Below are 18,193 nucleotides of genomic sequence, written 5' to 3' on the forward strand. Positions count from 1 at the left end.
CTCGTTGCGTGCCGCGATGCGTCACACGCAACTATGGTATAGGCCAGCTAGCTTAACCGATCACAGGGTACCAGAGGCCTTATCCTTTGCTGGATGCATCAGTAGGCCGACTTTTGACCGAGCACCTTGAATACGGTCAGCGCAATGATACGAACATCCAACAATGGGCTCCATCGGCGGATGTAATCAATATCGTATTGCACTCGTTTTTTCATTTGCCGAAGTTGGGGCGTCTCCCCCCGCAGTCCGTGAACTTGCGCCCAACCGGTGATGCCAGGTTTGACGTAATGACGGTGCATGTAGCGTTCGATCAGTCGTTCATATTGGTTGTTGTGCTGGACCGCATGTGGTCTTGGCCCAACCACCGACATGCTTCCACCAAGCACATTGAAAAACTGCGGCAACTCATCGAGGCTGCTACGGCGAAGGAAAGCACCGAAGCGTGTAACTCGCGGGTCACCTCGACTGGCTTGCGTAATCCTGTCCGGCTCCTCCGCATGAACGCGCATCGAGCGGAATTTGAGCATCCAGAACTCCTTGCCATCGAGTCCGTGTCGACGCTGCCTGAACAATATCGGCCCCGGCGAACTGAACTTGACCCCAATCGCCAGCAAAACCAAAAGTGGCGATAGCAGGGCGATCGCCATGCCCGAGACCAGAATATCTTCAACGCGCTTGATGACGAGGAACCGTGGTTCCACGACGCCCTGACGCACACCAATCATCGGCACGCTGCCGACTTGATGCACACCAGGATTGAGAGCGCCCAGTCCCGTGATGTCCGGGACTAGCCGCACTTGTACGGGATATCGCTCCAGCAGTCGAAGGACATCCTTCAGCCGTGCACGCCCTCCCAGCGGCAGCGATACCCATATCTGCTCGATTTGACCGCGATGAGCATCGAGATAGGCCTCAAGTCCGTCCAAGTCACCCAGACGCTTCGGTGCGTCCGCGCCTTCGCGACGGAGTGCGATGTCATCTGGGCCAGCAAAGTAACCGATAACCTCTTTGCCGATCTCCGGGCGACTTCGCAGCAGACGATGCACTTTCAATGCAGGCGCACGGAGACCTACCAGCAGCACGCGCTGCCTGTCCAGGCCGCGTTCGCGTAATCGATGCAGGCGGAAACGAATGCCGACCCGGGTAGCACTCATGGCGACCAGCCCGGAGCCGTACCAGCCAACGAGCCAAGAGGCAGGGACCGTGTCAGACATATCGATGAGGACTGAGTACATGGAGAACAGGGCGAACACACCCGTCCAGCCAAGGAACAGCGTCCACAGATCGGCCAACAGCCCGCGATTGCGCCAGTCCCGGTACACGGGAGCAAGGCTGAAGCAGACCAACGTGCACAGCAACACTGCTCCGAACACGACACGTTGGGATTGAGTAGGCGGTAGCCAGCCATGCGCAACGATATGACTCAACACCGCGGCGCCAGGCGCCAACAGCAGATCTCCGACCCGCAGCCACACATCCAGTGCGGCCCGAGCTTCGGCAGTCACACGCTGGCGTCCACGCCTCGCCGGCAATTGTTCTACGGATCCATGTAGCAAAGGCAACTTCTCCATCTGGGATGCCCACTGAACGGTCTCCCGTTCCCGCCTGCGCTACCGACCTCCCCGTCGTTCTCACAAGACTTTGAGCGAATGTATGGTCACTAAATCGACACCGATCTTACAGAAAATATCACAAAGATGACCGTGAATTTAACTGAACGAATTCACGTTACCAATGAAATCAATGACATAGATGACGCAACTCAACCTCAGGAGAGCGTCAAAGTCTTGGCAGGCGACGATTTGAAAAAAATGCTTTGCGTCAAGAGTGATTCGTCGGGTCGTCGTTAGCATCTAAGAACGCTTTCATTCAACGGGTGCTAGCCCCTAGAGTTGCGCCCATGAATTCGTCCAACATCCTCATCTGCGGCGGCGCCGGTTACATCGGCAGCCATATGGCTCAATGGCTGGCCGAGCATGGCCACACGGTCACCGTTCTCGACAACTTCTCTACCGGTCACCGTGGTGCCGTTCGCTGGGGTGAGCTGATTGAGGCCGACCTGCTGGACCCAGCGGCGCTCGACCGCACTTTTTACGGGCGCAGTTTCGACGCGGTAATGCACTTCTGCGCGCGCTCCCTCGTAGGCGAGTCTGTCGCCGAGCCCTACGCCTATTACTCAAACAATGTGACTGGCACGCTCAACCTCTTGGAAGCCATGCGCCGCCACGATGTGAGAAAGCTGGTGTTTTCGTCGACCGCCGCCGTGTTCGGCAACCCGGTTGCGGATGTGATCGACGAGGCGCACCCCAAGGCACCGATCAATCCTTACGGCGCCAGCAAGCTCATGGCAGAGCGTTTCCTCGCCGATGCAGCGCAGGCCTACGGCCTGCGCTCAGTAGCTCTGCGTTACTTCAACGCCGCAGGCGCCCTACCGGGCCATGGGATTGGTGAAGCCCATGCCTGTGAGACTCATTTGATCCCCAACGTTCTGCGTGCGGCACTGGGCCAGGGGCCATCGCTGAAGATCTTTGGCAACGACTACGATACCGCGGACGGCACTTGTGTTCGCGACTACGTCCACGTCCAGGACCTCGCGCGGGCACACGCCTTGGCATTGGAGTTTATGGACCGAAACGAAGGTGCGCACACGTTCAATTTGGGCAACGGGCAAGGCTTCTCGGTCCACGACGTGATCGCCACGGCAGCCTCCGTGGCCGGCGTCGCGATTCCATATGAAGTCGCGCCACGCCGCGCCGGAGACCCCGCGCGGCTGGTGGCATCCAGTGCAAAGGCCCGCGAGCAGCTCGGCTGGCAACCCCGCTGGACCGAACTGGCGCCGATCATCGAGAGCGCCTGGCATTGGCATCGCGACCAGCCGACCTGGTCTCCCCACTACGCCCCTGCGGGTGACGCCTGCCAGATCGCCTGAATGACTCAGGCCTTCGAGCCAACGCTCGATCGACCTTGATCGCTCCAGCCTGGATTTGGGTCGCCGCCGCCGCGGGCGGCGCCGCGGACAAATGGTCTGCTGCACCACCAGATAAGGCATTGCCCCCCTCTGTTACCATTCGGGGTTCAGCTTGCCGCCCCCCCACCCTGCCAGCGGCCAGCGCCTTACAAACGCAACGCAACAGGAGTTTGCATGTCCTCTGACCTGCTCAAGGCCCTCGGCCTCGACGCGACCAACGCTGGCACCTACCTTGGCAACGGTGAGTGGTCCTCGGCCACCGATGCCGGTGTGATCACCCCGGTGAACCCGACCACCGGCGAAGCCATCGCCAAGGTCTACGCGACCACCGACGCCGACTACGAAACCATCGTGGCCCGCGCCCAGGAGGCCTTCAAGGTCTGGCGCACCACCCCGGCCCCGCGCCGCGGCGAAGCCGTGCGTCTGTGTGGCGAAGCCCTGCGCGCCAACAAGGACGCCCTGGGCTCGCTGGTCGCGCTGGAAATGGGCAAGAGCAAGCCCGAGGGCGATGGCGAAGTGCAGGAGATGATCGACATCGCCGACTTCGCCGTGGGCCAGAGCCGCATGCTCTATGGCTACACGATGCATTCCGAGCGCCCCGGCCACCGCATGTATGAGCAGTACCAGCCGCTGGGCCTGGTCGGCATCATCAGTGCGTTCAATTTCCCGGTCGCGGTGTGGGCCTGGAACTCGTTCCTGGCCACGATCTGCGGCGACATCTGCCTGTGGAAGCCCTCCAACAAGACCCCGCTGACCGCGATCGCTTCGATGCGCATCTGCAATGAGGCGCTGCGCGAGGGCGGGTTCCCGGACCTGTTCTTCCTGATCAACGATGCCGGCACCGAGCTGTCGCAGAAGATGGTGGCCGACAAGCGCGTGCCGCTGATCAGCTTCACCGGCTCCACCCAGGTCGGCCGCCAGGTCGCCGAGAAGGTCGCCCACCGCCTGGGCCGCTGCCTGCTGGAACTGGGCGGCAACAACGCGATCATCCTCGATGAAACCGCCGATCTGAAGCTGGCGATCCCGGGCATCGTGTTCGGCGCGGTCGGTACCGCGGGCCAGCGCTGCACCACCACGCGCCGCCTGATCGTGCACGAATCCATCCATGACGACGTGCTGGCCACGCTGATCAAGGCGTACAAGCAGGTGGAAGGCAAGATCGGCGATCCGACCGACCCGGCCAACCTGATGGGCCCGCTCAACAGCGACGGCGCCGTGCAGCAGTTCCTGGCTTCGATCGAGAAGGCCAAGGCCAGCGGCGGCACCGTGCAGACCGGCGGCACCCGCATCGACCGCGCCGGCAACTTCGTGCTGCCGGCCATCGTGACCGGCCTGAAGAACAGCGACGAGGTCGTCCAGCACGAGACCTTCGCCCCGATCCTGTACGTGATGAAGTACAGCACGCTGGACGAGGCGATCGACATGCAGAACGGCGTGCCGCAGGGCCTGTCGTCTTCGATCTTCACCACCAATCTGAAGACCGCCGAGCGCTTCCTCTCGGCCGCGGGTTCGGATTGCGGTATCGCCAACGTCAACATCGGCACCTCGGGTGCGGAGATCGGCGGTGCGTTCGGTGGCGAGAAGGATACCGGCGGTGGCCGCGAGTCCGGCTCGGATGCCTGGAAGGTCTACATGCGCCGCCAGACCAACACCATCAACTACTCCGACTCGCTGCCGCTGGCCCAGGGCATCAAGTTCGACCTGTGATGGCTGCCGTGCCCCAGCTGCCGGCTGGCCCGCGCCTGGATTTCACCGGGCGCCGGGTACTGATTGCCGGTGGCAGCAAGGGCATCGGGCGCGCCATGGCGCTGGCGTTTGCTTCGGCAGGCGCCGGCGTCTCGGTCTGCGCACGTGGCGAGGCCGGTCTGGCTGCGCTGCGTGCGGATGCCGGGGCGCTCGGCATGGCCGTGCATACGGCCAGTGCCGACCTCTCCCGGCTGGACGACATCGGCCGCTGGCTGGACGCTGCAGCCCAGGCCCTGGGCGGTATCGACGTGCTGGTCAACAATGCGACCGGTTACGGCATGGCCGACGATGAGGCGGGCTGGGAAGCCAGTTTGAACGTCGACCTGATGTCGGCGGTGCGGGCCTCGCGGCTGGCACTGCCCTGGCTGCAGCAGTCCAGCGATGCCTGCATTCTCAATCTGGCCTCGATCGCGGCCCAGCAGCCACGCCCGGGGGGCGCGCCGTATGCGGCAGCCAAGGCCGCGCTGATGCACTACACCACCTCGCAGGCCCTGGCCCTTGCGCCGCAACGGATCCGCGTCAACGCCATCGCCCCGGGCTCGATCGAGTTCGAGGACGGGCTGTGGGCGCGCCGGCGCGAACAGGACCCGGAGCTGTATCGAAACACCCTGGCGAAGATTCCGTTCGGCCGCTTCGGCGAGCCGGCCGCCATCGCCAACGCCGCGCTGTTCCTGTGCTCGCCGCTGGCGGGCTGGATCACCGGGCACACCTTGAACGTGGATGGTGGCCAGGTCCTGATGGGATAAACCCGCCGCTGGCCCTATCATCGAACCACCCCACCGCGACCAGGACCTGCATGAGCCTTCCGCCCCGACAAACGAGTGCCATGGCCGTGGTCAGCCTGATCATGGGCATCCTCGGCTGGACCGCCCTGCCCTTCATCGGCAGCGTCGCGGCGATCATCACCGGCCACCTGGCCCGCGCCGAGATCCGCCGTCGCCCGCTGGAGCTGGAAGGCGACGGCATGGCACTGGCCGGCCTGATCCTGGGCTGGATCATCGTGATCGGCAGCCTGCTCGCCCTGGTGGTGATTCTGTTGTTCTTCGGCGGACTGGCCTGGTTTGCCGCTACCCAATCGTGAGGTGCACATGAGCCGCTCGGATTCGACCGAACGCTTCAGCAGTCGGGTTGCCGACTACGTCCGCTACCGTCCCGACTATCCCCCGGCATTGCTGGACTGGCTGCACCAGGACATCGGTGTACCTGCCGAGACCCTGGTCGCCGACATCGGCGCCGGCACCGGCATTTCCACCCGGCTGTTCCTGGCCACCGGCCACCCGGTCATCGCGGTAGAGCCGAACGCGGCCATGCGCGAGGCCGCCGAACAGTTGCTTGCGCCTGACTATCTGCGCCTGAAGGTCGCCGACGGCACCGCCGAGGCCACCGGCCTGGCCGACAACAGCGTTGGCCTGGTCGCTGCCGCGCAGGCCTTCCACTGGTTCGACACCACGGCGGTGCGCCGCGAATGGGCGCGCATCCTGCAGCCCGAAGGCATGGCGCTGGTGTTCTGGAACTCGCGCCTGCTCGATGCCTCGCCCTTCCTGATCGGCTACGAGCAGCTGCTGCAGGAGTTCGGCACCGACTACGTGGAAGTGGCCGAGCGCTACCAGGACGATGACACCATGCGCGCGTGGTTCGGCGAGGGCCTGCGCGGCATGGCCCGCCTGCCGAACGTGCAGCGCATGGACTTCGATGGCCTGCGCGGGCGCCTGCTGTCCTCTTCCTATGCACCGCAGGCCGGCCACCCGCGCCACGCGCCGATGCTCGATGCGCTGCAACAGCTGTTCGACGCCCATGCGGTGGACGGCCAGATTGCCTTTGAATACCAAACCCGTGCCTTTGTCGGCACGCTGGACTGATTGAACGCCATGTACTCGCTTGCCCGCCCCTTCCTGTTCGCCCTTGATGCAGAACGCGCCCACGGCCTTGGCCTGAACGCGCTGGACCTGGCCTACCGCACCGGCACCACGCCGCTGATGGGCCGCCGCATCGACCCGCTGCCGACCACCGCGTTCGGAGTGAATTTCCCGAATCCGGTGGGCCTGGCCGCCGGCCTGGACAAGAACGGCGAGCACATCGATGCGCTGCTGGCGCTGGGCTTCGGCTTCGTGGAGATCGGCACGATCACCCCGCGGCCGCAGGCCGGCAACCCGAAGCCGCGCCTGTTCCGGCTGCCGGACCACCAGGCGATCATCAACCGCATGGGCTTCAACAACCTGGGCGTGGATGCACTGGTGCGAAATGTGGAGCGCGCCAAGCGCCGCACCGGCCTGCTCGGCATCAACATCGGCAAGAACAAGGACACCCCCAACGAGCAGGCGTTCGACGATTACCAGCACTGCCTGGAAAAGGTGTATCCGCTGGCCGACTACATCACCGTCAACATCTCTTCGCCCAACACCGCTGGCCTGCGCGAGCTTCAGGAAGAGACCGCGCTGCGCCAGCTGATTTCGCAGCTGCGCGAAAGCCAGGAACGCCTGGCCGCCCAGCACGGCAAGCGCGTGCCGATGCTGGTCAAGGTCGCCCCGGACCTGAGCGACCGCGACATCGATGCCGCCGCGCGCGTGCTGGGCGAGCTCAAGGTGGACGGTGTGATCGCCACCAACACCACGATCGACCGCAGTGCGGTGGCCGGTGACCCGCGGGCGAACGAGGCCGGTGGCCTGTCCGGCGCGCCGCTGCTGGGCCAGTCGACCCTGGTGCTGCGCCGCCTGCGTGCGCGCCTGCCCGAGTCGATGCCGTTGATCGGCGTGGGCGGCATCCAATCCGGTGCGGACGCGGTGGCCAAGATGGCCGCCGGCGCCGCACTGGTGCAGTGCTACAGCGGCCTGATCTTCCGTGGCCCGGAGCTGGTGCACGAGTGCGTGGAGGCGATCCGTCGCCGCAGAGAGGCACCCAGCCGCGGCGCGGTGGCACCGCTATGAACGACGCCATGACGGCCTGGGCCATCACTGAAAACGCCTCGCTGAAGGCGCTCAACACCTTCCGCGTCGAGGCCACCGCCGCACAGCTGCTGGAGGTGTTCGACCCGTCCGTACTGCCGGAGGTGCTGGCCCTGCCGCGCGTTGCCGAGCAACCGTTGCTGGTGCTGGGCAGCGGCAGCAACGTGCTGATCGCCGGCAACGTGGAAGGCACCGTGCTGGTGTTCGCCAACCGCGGCATCGAGATCCTGGAACACCGCGCCGACCACACCATCGTGCGCGCCGGTGCCGGCGTGAACTGGCATGGGTTGGTGATGTGGTCGCTGCAGAACGGCCTGTCCGGTCTTGAAAACCTGGCGCTGATCCCCGGCACCGCAGGCGCCTCGCCGATCCAGAACATCGGCGCCTATGGCGCGCAGGTCGGCGAATTCATCCAGGCCGTGGATGCGTGGGACCGGCAGGAGAACGACTGGGTGCGCTTCGATGCCGAAGGCTGCCAGTTCGCCTACCGCGACAGCATCTTCAAGCACGACCCGGACCGTTACCTGATCACTGCGATCGAGCTGCGGCTGCCGCTGCTGCATGGCCTGCGCCTGGGCTATGCCGGGATCGCCGAGGAAATGGAGGCGATGGGCGTGGAGCTGCCGGTGGCTGCCGATGTGGCCAATGCGGTGATCAACATCCGTCGCCGCAAACTGCCCGACCCGGACGTGCTCGGCAACGCGGGCAGCTTCTTCAAGAACCCGATCCTGCCGCTGGAGCAGGTCGAGGTATTGCTGCAGCATTTCCCCGAGCTGCCGGTGTTCCCGGCCGATGAGGACAGCCGCCGCAAGATCTCCGCCGCCTGGATGATCGAGAGCTGCGGCTGGAAGGGCTACCGTGATGGCGATGCCGGCGTGGCGCCGAGCCATGCACTGGTGCTGGTCAACCATGGCAAGGCCACCGGCGAAGAGCTGCTCGCGCTGGCGCGGCGGATTTCCGCCTCGGTCCTGGAGAAGTTCGGGGTGCCGATCGAACCGGAACCGAGGCTGATCGGCGCACAGTGGTGAATCGCGCCCCCGCCTTGCCGGTGGCCACGCCGTTGCGGGCCGCCCTGCTGATGCTCGGCAGTACGCTGGCCTTCGGCCTGATGGCGATCGCGATCCGCTACGCCACCCGCTACGTGCCGACCCAGGAAGTGGCGTTCTTCCGCAACGCGTTCGGCCTGCTGGCGCTGCTGCCGATGCTGATCCGCCCGGGCAGCGCGCCGCTGAGAACGCAGCAGCTGCCGCGCTACTTTCTGCGCAGCGCGATCGGGCTGGCCTCGATGCTGTGCGCGTTCTGGGCGATCGGGCACCTGCCGATCTCCCAGGCGATTTCGCTCTCCTACTCCACCCCGCTGTTCGTCACCATCGCTGCGGTGCTGTGGCTGGGCGAAACCGTTCGCCTGCGCCGCTGGGCGGCGGTGATCATCGGCTTCATCGGCGTGCTGATCATCGTGCGCCCCGGCTCGACCAGCTTCACCCCGGGCACCCTGGTCGCCGTGGGCGCGGCGGTACTCAGCTCGCTGGTGGCGATCCAGATCAAGCAGCTGACCCGGGTGGACAGCGCCGATACGGTGGTGTTCTACACCTATGTGTTCTGGGTGCCGCTGTCGCTGGTGCCGGCCTTGTTCGTGTGGGTCTGGCCGACCGGCCTGGCATGGGTCTGGCTGGTCGCCACCGGGGTGCTCGGCACGCTGGGGCAGCTGCTGTGGACCCGCGCCCTGCGCCTGGGCGAGGTCTCCGCGCTGACCCCGATCAGCTTCATGCAGCTGCCGCTGGTGAGCCTGCTGGGCTGGCTGCTGTTCAATGAAACGCTGGACCGCTGGACCGTGATCGGCGCCGCCATCATCCTCGGCGCGAATGCCTATATCGCCCACCGTGAAGCGGTGCTGGCACGGCGGGCGAAATCGCAGGCCGCCACGGCGGCCGTCAAACCGGGGGAATAGCCCCCGGGAATCAATCCGAGCCGAACAGATCGCGGGTGTAGACCTTGTGCGCGACGTCCGCCAGTTCCGGCGTCAGCCGGTTGGCGACGATGATGTCGGCCTCGGCCAGGAACGCGGCGAAATCGTTCACCACGCGCGAGCGGTAGAACGTCGGCTCGGTGAGCACCGGCTCGTGCACGATGACCTCGATGCCCTTCGCCTTGATCCGCTTCATCACGCCCTGCACCGCCGAGGCACGGAAGTTGTCCGAGCCGGCCTTCATGACCAGCCGGTAGATGCCCACCACCTTCGGGTTGCGCGCCACGATGTCATCGGCGATGAAATCCTTGCGGGTCCGGTTGGACTCGACGATGGCGTGGATCAGGTTCTGCGGCACCTTGCTGTAGTTGGCCAGCAGCTGCTTCGTGTCCTTGGGCAGGCAGTAGCCGCCGTAGCCGAAGGACGGGTTGTTGTAATGGTCGCCGATGCGCGGATCCAGGCTCACCCCTTCGATCATCTGGCGCGTGTCCAGCCCGTGCGAACTGGCGTAGGTGTCCAGTTCATTGAAGTAGGCCACCCGCATCGCCAGGTACGTGTTGGAGAACAGCTTGATCGCCTCCGCCTCGGTCGCGTCGGTGAACAGCACCGGCACGTCCTTCTTGATCGCGCCTTCCTTCAGCAGTTCAGCGAACACCGCGGCGCGCTCGGAACGTTCACCGACGATGATCCGGCTCGGGTGCAGGTTGTCATGCAGCGCGCGTCCCTCGCGGAGGAATTCGGGCGAGAACAGGATGGTGTCGGTGTTGAACTTGGCCCGCAACGCGGCCGTGCAGCCGACCGGCACGGTCGACTTGATGACGATGACGGCAGATGGGTTGATCCGCAGCACATCGCCGATCACCGCCTCCACGGAGCCGGTGTTGAAGTAGTTCGTTTTGGGGTCGTAATCTGTCGGCGTGGCGACGATGACGAAATCCGCGCCCTCATAGGCCTGCGCCGGATCCAGCGTCGCGGTCAGGTTCAGCGCGCGGTTGGCGAGGAAGTCTTCGATCTCGACATCTTCGATGGGCGACTGGCGGGCATTGATCATCGCCACTTTGGCCGGATCGATGTCCAGCGCCACCACCTCGTGATGCTGTGCGAGCAGCACCGCGTTGGACAGGCCCACGTACCCGGTACCGGCGACGGCAATCTTCATTCAAGGTCCTTCTTTTGCAGCGTCCAGAGTGAACTGCGAATTTTAGCAAACGCCGTGCACTGAACGCCGGCCAGGTAGGCCGCATTTCGACAGGATCGCGGCGATGTTGCTGCCTGGACCGGTGCCCATCGTGCCGGCCACGGGTTCGGGGCCCCACTTACGCGCGTGTATATCCCTGTCTTTAAGCGTCATTGATGGCGCTTTATGTGCATATCGCCGTAAAACGCCATACTTGGCGCTTTATATAAACATCATTTAAGCTCCACAAAGCGCCATACTTGACGCCTTAACCCAATAGAGGATGATAAAGCGTCAGGAGGGTCACTTTATGACAATCACACATCTGATGACCGACGAGGCGGTGCTGCTGGAGCTCGGGCTACGCCTTGCGCGCATGCGCCTTTCGCAGGGACTCACCCAGGAACAGCTGGCGGATGCGGCCGGCGTCTCCAAGCGCACCGTGCAGCGGCTCGAAGACGGTACGCCCGCGCAACTGGCCAACCTGATCCGGTACCTGCGCGCCCTCGGCAGGCTGGAGGCGCTGGACGCCCTGCTGCCCAGCGACAGCCCCAATCCGATCGACCTGCTGGAACGCCGCGGCCAGCCGCGCCAGCGTGCCCGACCGGGGGTGGCCGCGTCGACCCCGGCCAAGCCGTGGACGTGGGGCGATGAGCAATGAGTACCACGGCCGAGGTGCGCTTGTGGGGCAGCCGGATCGGCGCGGTGACACTGGCCGACGGCGAGCGGGTCGCGCAGTTTGCCTACGACCCGGCGTTTGCACGCTCCAGCATCGAAGTCGCCCCTCTGACCATGCCGTTGGCGGCGGAGCGGGTCTTCAGCTTCCCCTCGCTCAACCCCGCGGGCTTCCATGGCCTGCCCGGCCTGCTCGCCGATGCCCTGCCGGACAAGTACGGCAACACCCTGATCAACGCGTGGCTGGCCACGCAGGGCCGCACCCCGGACAGCTTCAACGCGGTGGAGCGGCTGTGCTACACCGGCACGCGCGGCATGGGCGCGCTGGAGTTCTCGCCCGTGCATGGTCCGCGCGTGCGCACGGCGCACAAGATCCAGATCGATGCCCTGGTCGCGCTGGCCACCGAGGTCCTGAGCAACCGCGACAATCTGCGCGCCTCCTTCGGCGATGAAGAACGCGCCGATGCGCTGCGCGACATTCTGCGCGTGGGCACCTCGGCCGGTGGCGCACGGGCCAAAGCCGTGATCGCCTGGAACGAAAGCACCGGTGAGGTCCGATCGGGCCAGGCCGCGGCCGCGCCAGGCTTCAGCTACTGGCTGCTCAAGTTCGATGGCGTACAGAACAACCGCGACAAGGAGCTGGCTGACCCCAAAGGTTACGGCGTGGTCGAGTACGCGTACGCGCTGATGGCACGGGATGCGGGCATCCAGATCAGCGAGTGCCGGCTGCTGGAGGAAGGCGGCCGCCGCCACTTCATGACCCAACGCTTCGACCGCACCGAGGCCGGTGGCAAGCACCATATGCAGTCGCTGGCGGCAATGGCCCGCTTCGATTTCAACGATCCCGATGCGTACTCCTATGAGCAGGCGTTGCTGGTCATGCGCCAGCTGCGCCTGCCCATGGCGCAGCTGGAGGAACAGTTCCGGCGGATGGTGTTCAACGTGATCGCCCGCAACCAGGATGACCACGTCAAGAACATCGCCTACCTGATGGACCGGCAGGGCCAGTGGTCGCTGTCGCCTGCCTTCGACATCACCTGGGCGTACAACCCGGACGGCGACTGGACGGCTCGGCACCAGATGTCGATCAACGGCAAGCGCGAGGGTTTCGACCTGGCCGACCTGGCCGCATGTGCCGCCACTGCCTCGATCAATGCCCGCCGCGCCCGCGACATCATTGAACAGGTCCGGCAAAGCGTGCTGCGTTGGCCACACTTTGCCGACGACGCCGGCGTGGCCGGGGTCTGGCGCGATCAGATCCGCGGCAGCCTGCGCACCAACATCCGCTGAGCGGCGGCCTCAGCCCTGTGTGGCCTGCCACGCACGGGCCGCGCAATCGGCGACGTTGCCGGGTGCGAACTGCTCGGCCATGTAACGCAGGGCCTGGCGTCGCTGTGCAGGTGGACGCGCCGTGGCGCCGGGCTCGAGCAGCAGATCATGGAATTCCTGCAGGTCCTGCAGGATCCGCCAGTGGCGGTAGTAGGCCACCCGCAGCGGGTCGACCGTGACCGGCCCGTAGCCCTCGGCGAACCCCGGCGGCTGTTCACGCCCCCAGCGCCCGCCGATGCCTGCGCCGATGAACATCAGATCACGCTCGCGCGGCGCCAGCACCATGTCGTCCCAGTCGATCAGAAAGACGCTGGCGCCCGGCCCTACCAGCACATTGCCCGCGTGCAGATCCGCGTGACACAGCACGCGCGGACATCGTCCCTCACCGATCCGCGCGCGCAGCTCGCCACAGCGCTGCCAGATCGCCTCGATCCGCTGGCGATGGCGGCACCACAGTGCCAGGTACTCCTCGCCCAGGGCATCGCGTACGGGTATCCGCGCATCGGCCCGCTGCAGCCACGCGCCGACCCGTTCCACTGCAGTGTCGTCGTCGAACACCGGGCGACGCAGGTGATCGGACAGCTCGGTCGGCAGCCGCGCCTCATGCACCTGGCGCAGCACCCGTCCGAGCCGTTCCCAATGCCCCCGCGAGAGCGCCTCTTCAAAACCGGAGAACGCCTCGACATACGGAAACAGCGTCCACTGCAGCCCGGCCCAGCTCGCCGCCGCCGCACCATCGCGCGTGGGCAGCGGCGCGATCACTTCCCGAAGGCCGGCGTGCTCGCGCAGGTGGTGCAGCACTGTCCACACCACCGGGGCCACCGCATAGCGGCGGCATTTCAACCACCAGCGCGCGCCGTCCGGGCCAGCCACCTGGTACACCGTCGCCCCCGCATCCGCTCCGCCGGCGCGCTGCAGCACCGCGGTGGCACGCACGCCGAACACCTCATCCAGCACTTGGCTGATCTGCGCTGCGGACAACTCTTGTGGATGAAGCATCAATCCAACGCGCGTGATTTATATGTCGCGACTATCGCAGAAGGGTCACGCATCGCCCAGCGCAGTGCATCACGAAAGCGGCAACGCATGCAGCAGGCACGAACGCGTTCACCACGATCCGGCGCGCCGGTGGCTGCGCGACCGGATCGCGACGGCGGCAGGGTGACGGCCCCGGCCATATTGCGACGCGTCATGTAAACGATTACAGGCCCTGCTAGCGTGTGCCCCACCCCGCCGTCGGCGGTCGTTTGACATCAGGAGCGCGTTGATGGGGCTGCATGCTGACCGTTCAATTGCCGTGCACCGGCCGCGCCGCGTCATGGCCCGCGCCCTGCTCTTCGCCGCCCTCGCCCTGAGCCTGCCCGCGGCTGCCCAGCCCGTTCCGCCGCGCAGCCAGTGGCAGGCCAGCAGTTCCTCGCAGCAGGTGCCGGCGATGGCGGTCAGCCACCTGATCGATGGCGACCCGACCACGGTCACCGGCGGCGCCTTCAGCCCCGGCCACTGGTTCCAGGTGGACCTTGGCCAACCGAGCACGCTCAGCGGCGTGCAGATCACCTGGGATGTGTCCAATCCCGAGGGCTACACCCTGCTGACCTCGCTGGATGGGCAGCAGTGGCAGCCGGCCTACACCATGCGCGATTCACTCGGCGGTATCGAGACGCTCTACTTCGCGCCGCGCCAGGCGCGTTACCTGCGCCTGGCCAGTCCGGAGCGCACCTCGGACTGGGGCGTGTCGATCTTCGAACTGGAGCCGCTGGACAGCACCACCAGCGCGCGCGTGGCCGGCGTGGATGCAACCCGGGCCGCGGCGCTGTGGCAAGGCGGCAGTGCGGTGGCCGTTCCACCTGGCAAGGACGGTGCGCACGCGCTTGACATCGCATTGCCGCGTGCGGTGTCCACCACCGGCCTGGCCGTGGACTGGGCCGGCGCGCACGGCGCCGCGCGGCTGCAGGCGCGTGATGCGCAGGGGCGCTGGGCCGAGCTTGCGAACGACCCGCAGGCCGGTACCCGGCAGCAAAGCTGGTTGGCCGCGCCGGCTGCCGTGACCGCCACGGCGCTGCGCTTGACGGTGGACGGCGGCGCGCCGCAGGTCGCCCGCCTGCGGCTGCTGGGTCCGAAGGCCGTGATGACGCCGATGAAGCGCTATCAGATCGCCGCCAGCGGTGCGCAGCGCGCGTTGTTCCCTGCGTCGCTGCACTTGCAGCAGACCTATTGGACCGCGGTCGGCATCCATGCCGGTCGGCAGAAATCGATCTTCGACGAGTACGGCAACATCGAGGCCTTCAAGGGCGCACCGCTGGTGCAGCCGATCTGGCGCAGTGCGGACGGTGTCGCCGCGGGTGCCGCCGGGGCGCCGGTGCGGCACGCGCTGCGCGATGGCTGGAAGCCGATGCCGTCGGCAACCTGGTCGCCACAACCGGGGCTCGAGCTGCAGAGCGAAGCGTTCGCCGTCGAGCTCGACGGACAGCCGGTGACCTTCGTGCGCCACCGCCTGCGCAACACCGGCACTGCACCTGTCAGCGGCACCCTGACCCTGGCGGTGCGGCCGATGCAGATGAATCCGCCGTGGCAGAACGGTGGCCTGTCGGCGATCCGCGACGTCGCCATCGAGGGTCAGCGCGTGCGCGTCAATGGCCGCGCCCTGCTGCAGTCATTGACGCCCGTTGACGCTGCCGGCGCGGCACCGTTCGGCGCGGATGGCAGCACGGAAATCACCACAGCGATCGCCAACGGCACGCTGCCTGCCACTACGCAGGCACGCGATGCCGAGGGCCTGGCCGCCGCCGCGCTGACCTACCGCATGCAGCTGGCGCCGGGCGACAGCCGTTCGGTGGTGGTCGCCTTCCCGCTGGGCACGGCGCCTTCTGCGAAGGACGGCGCCCTGCCTGAAGCCCCCGCGCTGGATCTGGCTGCCCTCCCGCCTGCACCCGATGCCGCCTACGACGCCCTGGCCAAACGTGCTTCGGATGACTGGCAGGCGCGCCTGGGCCAGGTTGGCCTGCGCCTGCCCGACCCCTCGCTGGTGGACATGCTTCGCGCGCAGGCCGCCTACATGCTGATCAACCAGACCGGCCCGGCGATGCAGCCTGGCCCGCGCAACTACAACCGCTCCTTCATCCGCGACGGCATGGCGACCTCCGCAGTGCTGCTGCGCATGGGCGAGTCCAAGGTGGCGCGCGATTACCTGGCCTGGTACAGCGAGCATGGCGTACACGCCAACGGGCTGGTCTCGCCGATCCTCAATGACGATGGCAGCGTCAACACCGGCTTCGGCTCGGATATCGAGTACGACAGCCAGGGCCAGTACATCGCCCTGGTGGCCGACGTGGCCCGGCTCGATGGCGGCCCGGAGTCGGTACGGGCCTACCTGCCCAAGGTGAAAGCGGCGATGCGCTTCCTGCAGGAACTGCGCGAGCGCACGCTGGTGCCGGGCTACATGGCCAGCCAGCCCTCGCCCGAACGCTTCGCCGGGATCCTGGCGCCGTCGATCAGCCACGAAGGCTACCCGTCGCCCACGCACAGCTACTGGGATGACTACTGGGGCCTGAAGGGTTGGCATGACGGTGCGTGGTTGGCCGAGTCGCTGGGCGATCACGAAACCGCGGCATGGGCGCGCCAGCAGTACACCGCCCTGCACGACGCACTGGCCGCGTCGATCCGCGCGACGATGGCGTGGAAGGGCATCGACTTCATTCCCTCCTCGGCCGACCTGGGTGATGGCGACCCCACCGGTGTGTCGATCGCGCTGGATCCCACCGGCGCCCAGGATGTCCTGCCTGCGGACGCACTGCGCACGACGTTCGCACGGTATCTGCAGGACGTGCGCAAGCGCAGCGAACCGGGCGCGCTATACGCCTACACGCCGTATGAAATCCGCAACGTGCTGAGCTACGTGCATCTGGACCAGCCCGAGGCCGCCGATGAACTGCTGCAGGGGCTGCTGCACGACCGCCGGCCGCTGGAGTGGCAGGTGCTGGCCGAGGTGGTGCATTCGCGGCTGCGTTTCCCGCGCTACCTCGGCGACATGCCACACACCTGGATCGGCGCCGAGTACGGCCGCACCCTGTTCGGGATGCTGATGCGCGAGGACGATGACGCGCTGTCGCTGCTGCCGGGCACCCCGCCCTCGTGGCTGGCCGGTGACGGGCTGGCCGTGGACCGGCTGCCGACCGCCCATGGCACCCTGGCCCTGCAGGCACGGCAGCACCAGGGAACGCTTCAGGTCACGCTGGGCAAGGGGCTGCGCACGGGCACCGCGGTGCGGGTCTGGTGGCCGAGCCGCACGCGCCCCACCACCGTGCGGGTGGATGGACGCATGCTCACTGACTACGACGCACGCGGTGTACTGCTCAACCAGCCGTTCCGCCGCCTGGAGGCGACCTGGTGAGGCTGGGGACGGGTCAGACCCCGCCCTCCTGCTCATGCAGGGTGATCAGCGATTCCATCAGATCCTCATCCGCGCTGGCACAGACGGCCAGCAGCACCGCTTCCTCGCAGCCGGTATCGACGATGTAGGCGTGGCCCATCTGGCTGTCGATGTAGATGCCCTGCCCGGTCTCCAGCACCACCGGATCGTAGAACTCGGTGTGGACCTGGATGCGGCCTTCCATCACGTGCACGTACTCCTCGCCCGGGTGGCGGACCAGTTCGCCGAACTCGGCCGTGGTCTTGGCGCGCACCTTGGTGAGGATCGGGATCATCCGCTTGCGGCGCAGTTCCGTGCACAGATAGTAGTAATCGTAGTTGTCGGTCTGCACGCGCAGCGCCTTGTCCAGCGAGCCGAGGCTGCGGCGGGCGGTGACCGGCTTGGGCGCGCTGTCCGAATCCGGTTCGGAGAACAACTCGGACATGCGCAGGTTCAAACGCTGCGCCAGATGCTGCAGCTTGTCGTAGGTCAACGTCAGGCGGTCGTGTTCGATCTTCGACAACGTGGACAGGGGGATTTCGGTGTGTTCGCTCATTTCCTTGAGCGTCCACCCCTGGCGCGTGCGCAGGCCGCGCAGCAGGGTTCCGAGCGTCGGGCTTTTCGGGCTCATCGACAGGACCTTTGGGCTATTGCTGGTGAAGTTGTGGATACGATACTACGTAGAGATGAATGCCATCCTGATCAGGATGGTTTCTTGTCGCGTTCGTCTCCGATCGCCGCCTCCACTGCCCTGAAAACGTTCCCAATTGCCGCGGAATAGCGCGTTCAGGACACCCATACGTCACATTTGCCCCGTCGCGCATGATCCGGCGACGATCACGCGCATTTGACAATTCTCTAATCAGGAATATTGTTGTCTGATTGAGATGGTTTTTGGCCCTCCGATGATTCGCTCCGGGGTGCCGCGTCTTCCAGTTCCAGAGGGGATCGTCACATGCGTGCGTTGTCAGGACTTGTCGCGTTG

The 18,193-nt window shown here is 66.0% G+C and carries 15 protein-coding genes; 11 read left to right on the forward strand and 4 right to left on the reverse strand.

Features of this window, described 5'->3' with window-relative positions; genetic code table 11:
- Positions 1–98: 98 nt before the first annotated feature.
- A complete protein-coding gene (locus ORK51_RS11850; RefSeq protein ID WP_266085038.1) occupies positions 99–1,505 on the reverse strand; it encodes an undecaprenyl-phosphate glucose phosphotransferase in 1,407 nt (468 codons plus the stop codon).
- A gap of 395 nt (positions 1,506–1,900) precedes the next feature.
- On the opposite strand from ORK51_RS11850, the gene galE reads away from it, so the two are divergent.
- From galE to ORK51_RS11890, 8 genes are all read left to right on the forward strand, one after another.
- A complete protein-coding gene (galE, locus tag ORK51_RS11855; protein WP_266085039.1) occupies positions 1,901–2,929 on the forward strand; it encodes a UDP-glucose 4-epimerase GalE in 1,029 nt (342 codons plus the stop codon).
- Between the two features lie 213 nt (positions 2,930–3,142).
- Positions 3,143–4,675: an L-piperidine-6-carboxylate dehydrogenase gene (amaB, locus tag ORK51_RS11860; protein WP_046273729.1), complete on the forward strand. Its 1,533-nt coding sequence runs from the start codon at positions 3,143–3,145 to the stop codon at positions 4,673–4,675.
- On the forward strand, positions 4,675–5,460 hold the full coding sequence (locus ORK51_RS11865) for an SDR family NAD(P)-dependent oxidoreductase (protein WP_266085040.1): 786 nt from the start codon (positions 4,675–4,677) through the stop codon (positions 5,458–5,460). Before amaB ends, ORK51_RS11865 begins: the two co-directional genes overlap by 1 nt.
- A 50-nt stretch (positions 5,461–5,510) precedes the next feature.
- A complete protein-coding gene (locus ORK51_RS11870) occupies positions 5,511–5,795 on the forward strand; it encodes a DUF4190 domain-containing protein (RefSeq protein WP_019183054.1) in 285 nt (94 codons plus the stop codon).
- 7 nt (positions 5,796–5,802) lie between these two features.
- Entirely contained in the window at positions 5,803–6,573 is a 771-nt protein-coding gene (locus tag ORK51_RS11875; protein WP_070427234.1) for a class I SAM-dependent methyltransferase, read from the forward strand.
- A gap of 9 nt (positions 6,574–6,582) precedes the next feature.
- Positions 6,583–7,638, forward strand: coding sequence for a quinone-dependent dihydroorotate dehydrogenase (locus ORK51_RS11880; protein ID WP_266085041.1), 1,056 nt, complete (start codon positions 6,583–6,585; stop codon positions 7,636–7,638).
- Positions 7,635–8,684, forward strand: coding sequence for a UDP-N-acetylmuramate dehydrogenase (gene murB, locus ORK51_RS11885; RefSeq protein ID WP_266085042.1), 1,050 nt, complete (start codon positions 7,635–7,637; stop codon positions 8,682–8,684). Before ORK51_RS11880 ends, murB begins: the two co-directional genes overlap by 4 nt.
- Positions 8,685–8,716: 32 nt before the next feature.
- Positions 8,717–9,604: a DMT family transporter gene (locus ORK51_RS11890; protein ID WP_026069760.1), complete on the forward strand. Its 888-nt coding sequence runs from the start codon at positions 8,717–8,719 to the stop codon at positions 9,602–9,604.
- A gap of 10 nt (positions 9,605–9,614) precedes the next feature.
- On the opposite strand, the gene ORK51_RS11895 is transcribed toward ORK51_RS11890, so the two are convergent.
- On the reverse strand, positions 9,615–10,781 hold the full coding sequence (locus tag ORK51_RS11895; RefSeq protein WP_070427232.1) for a nucleotide sugar dehydrogenase: 1,167 nt from the start codon (positions 10,779–10,781) through the stop codon (positions 9,615–9,617).
- Between the two features lie 328 nt (positions 10,782–11,109).
- On the opposite strand from ORK51_RS11895, the gene ORK51_RS11900 reads away from it, so the two are divergent.
- Positions 11,110–11,460, forward strand: a complete 351-nt coding sequence (locus tag ORK51_RS11900; RefSeq protein WP_070427231.1) for a helix-turn-helix domain-containing protein — start codon at positions 11,110–11,112, stop codon at positions 11,458–11,460.
- Entirely contained in the window at positions 11,457–12,764 is a 1,308-nt protein-coding gene (locus ORK51_RS11905; protein ID WP_266085043.1) for a type II toxin-antitoxin system HipA family toxin, read from the forward strand. The genes ORK51_RS11900 and ORK51_RS11905 overlap by 4 nt, the downstream gene beginning before the upstream one ends.
- Positions 12,765–12,773: 9 nt before the next feature.
- Here the strand turns inward: ORK51_RS11905 and ORK51_RS11910 are convergent, their stop codons facing one another.
- Complete coding sequence (locus tag ORK51_RS11910) at positions 12,774–13,802, reverse strand: phosphotransferase enzyme family protein (protein ID WP_070473085.1); 1,029 nt, start codon at positions 13,800–13,802, stop codon at positions 12,774–12,776.
- Positions 13,803–14,070: 268 nt separating this feature from the next.
- Between ORK51_RS11910 and ORK51_RS11915 the strand changes: the two genes are divergently transcribed.
- The gene (locus tag ORK51_RS11915; RefSeq protein WP_266085044.1) at positions 14,071–17,190 is read left to right on the forward strand and encodes a discoidin domain-containing protein; all 3,120 of its coding nucleotides are present in this window, start codon (positions 14,071–14,073) and stop codon (positions 17,188–17,190) included.
- A gap of 13 nt (positions 17,191–17,203) precedes the next feature.
- Here ORK51_RS11915 and ORK51_RS11920 read toward each other — a convergent pair whose 3' ends face one another.
- Complete coding sequence (locus tag ORK51_RS11920; RefSeq protein ID WP_019183064.1) at positions 17,204–17,839, reverse strand: helix-turn-helix domain-containing protein; 636 nt, start codon at positions 17,837–17,839, stop codon at positions 17,204–17,206.
- Positions 17,840–18,193: the final 354 nt, after the last annotated feature.

Origin of the sequence: Stenotrophomonas sp. RIT-551 (assembly GCF_026241915.1) — a bacterium.
In the GTDB taxonomy this organism is placed as follows: Bacteria; Pseudomonadota; Gammaproteobacteria; order Xanthomonadales; family Xanthomonadaceae; genus Stenotrophomonas; species Stenotrophomonas bentonitica_A.

Bases quoted from the DNA above. Each gene is read 5' to 3' on its own strand.
- ORK51_RS11920 (WP_019183064.1), bottom strand. From the start codon at position 17,839: ATGAGCCCGAAAAGCCCGACGCTCGGAACCCTGCTGCGCGGCCTGCGC.
- ORK51_RS11910 (WP_070473085.1), bottom strand. From the start codon at position 13,802: ATGCTTCATCCACAAGAGTTGTCCGCAGCGCAGATCAGCCAAGTGCTG.
- ORK51_RS11895 (WP_070427232.1), bottom strand. From the start codon at position 10,781: ATGAAGATTGCCGTCGCCGGTACCGGGTACGTGGGCCTGTCCAACGCG.
- ORK51_RS11875 (WP_070427234.1), top strand. From the start codon at position 5,803: ATGAGCCGCTCGGATTCGACCGAACGCTTCAGCAGTCGGGTTGCCGAC.
- ORK51_RS11905 (WP_266085043.1), top strand. From the start codon at position 11,457: ATGAGTACCACGGCCGAGGTGCGCTTGTGGGGCAGCCGGATCGGCGCG.
- murB (WP_266085042.1), top strand. From the start codon at position 7,635: ATGAACGACGCCATGACGGCCTGGGCCATCACTGAAAACGCCTCGCTG.
- amaB (WP_046273729.1), top strand. From the start codon at position 3,143: ATGTCCTCTGACCTGCTCAAGGCCCTCGGCCTCGACGCGACCAACGCT.
- ORK51_RS11865 (WP_266085040.1), top strand. From the start codon at position 4,675: ATGGCTGCCGTGCCCCAGCTGCCGGCTGGCCCGCGCCTGGATTTCACC.
- ORK51_RS11880 (WP_266085041.1), top strand. From the start codon at position 6,583: ATGTACTCGCTTGCCCGCCCCTTCCTGTTCGCCCTTGATGCAGAACGC.
- ORK51_RS11915 (WP_266085044.1), top strand. From the start codon at position 14,071: ATGGGGCTGCATGCTGACCGTTCAATTGCCGTGCACCGGCCGCGCCGC.
- ORK51_RS11900 (WP_070427231.1), top strand. From the start codon at position 11,110: ATGACAATCACACATCTGATGACCGACGAGGCGGTGCTGCTGGAGCTC.
- ORK51_RS11870 (WP_019183054.1), top strand. From the start codon at position 5,511: ATGAGCCTTCCGCCCCGACAAACGAGTGCCATGGCCGTGGTCAGCCTG.
- galE (WP_266085039.1), top strand. From the start codon at position 1,901: ATGAATTCGTCCAACATCCTCATCTGCGGCGGCGCCGGTTACATCGGC.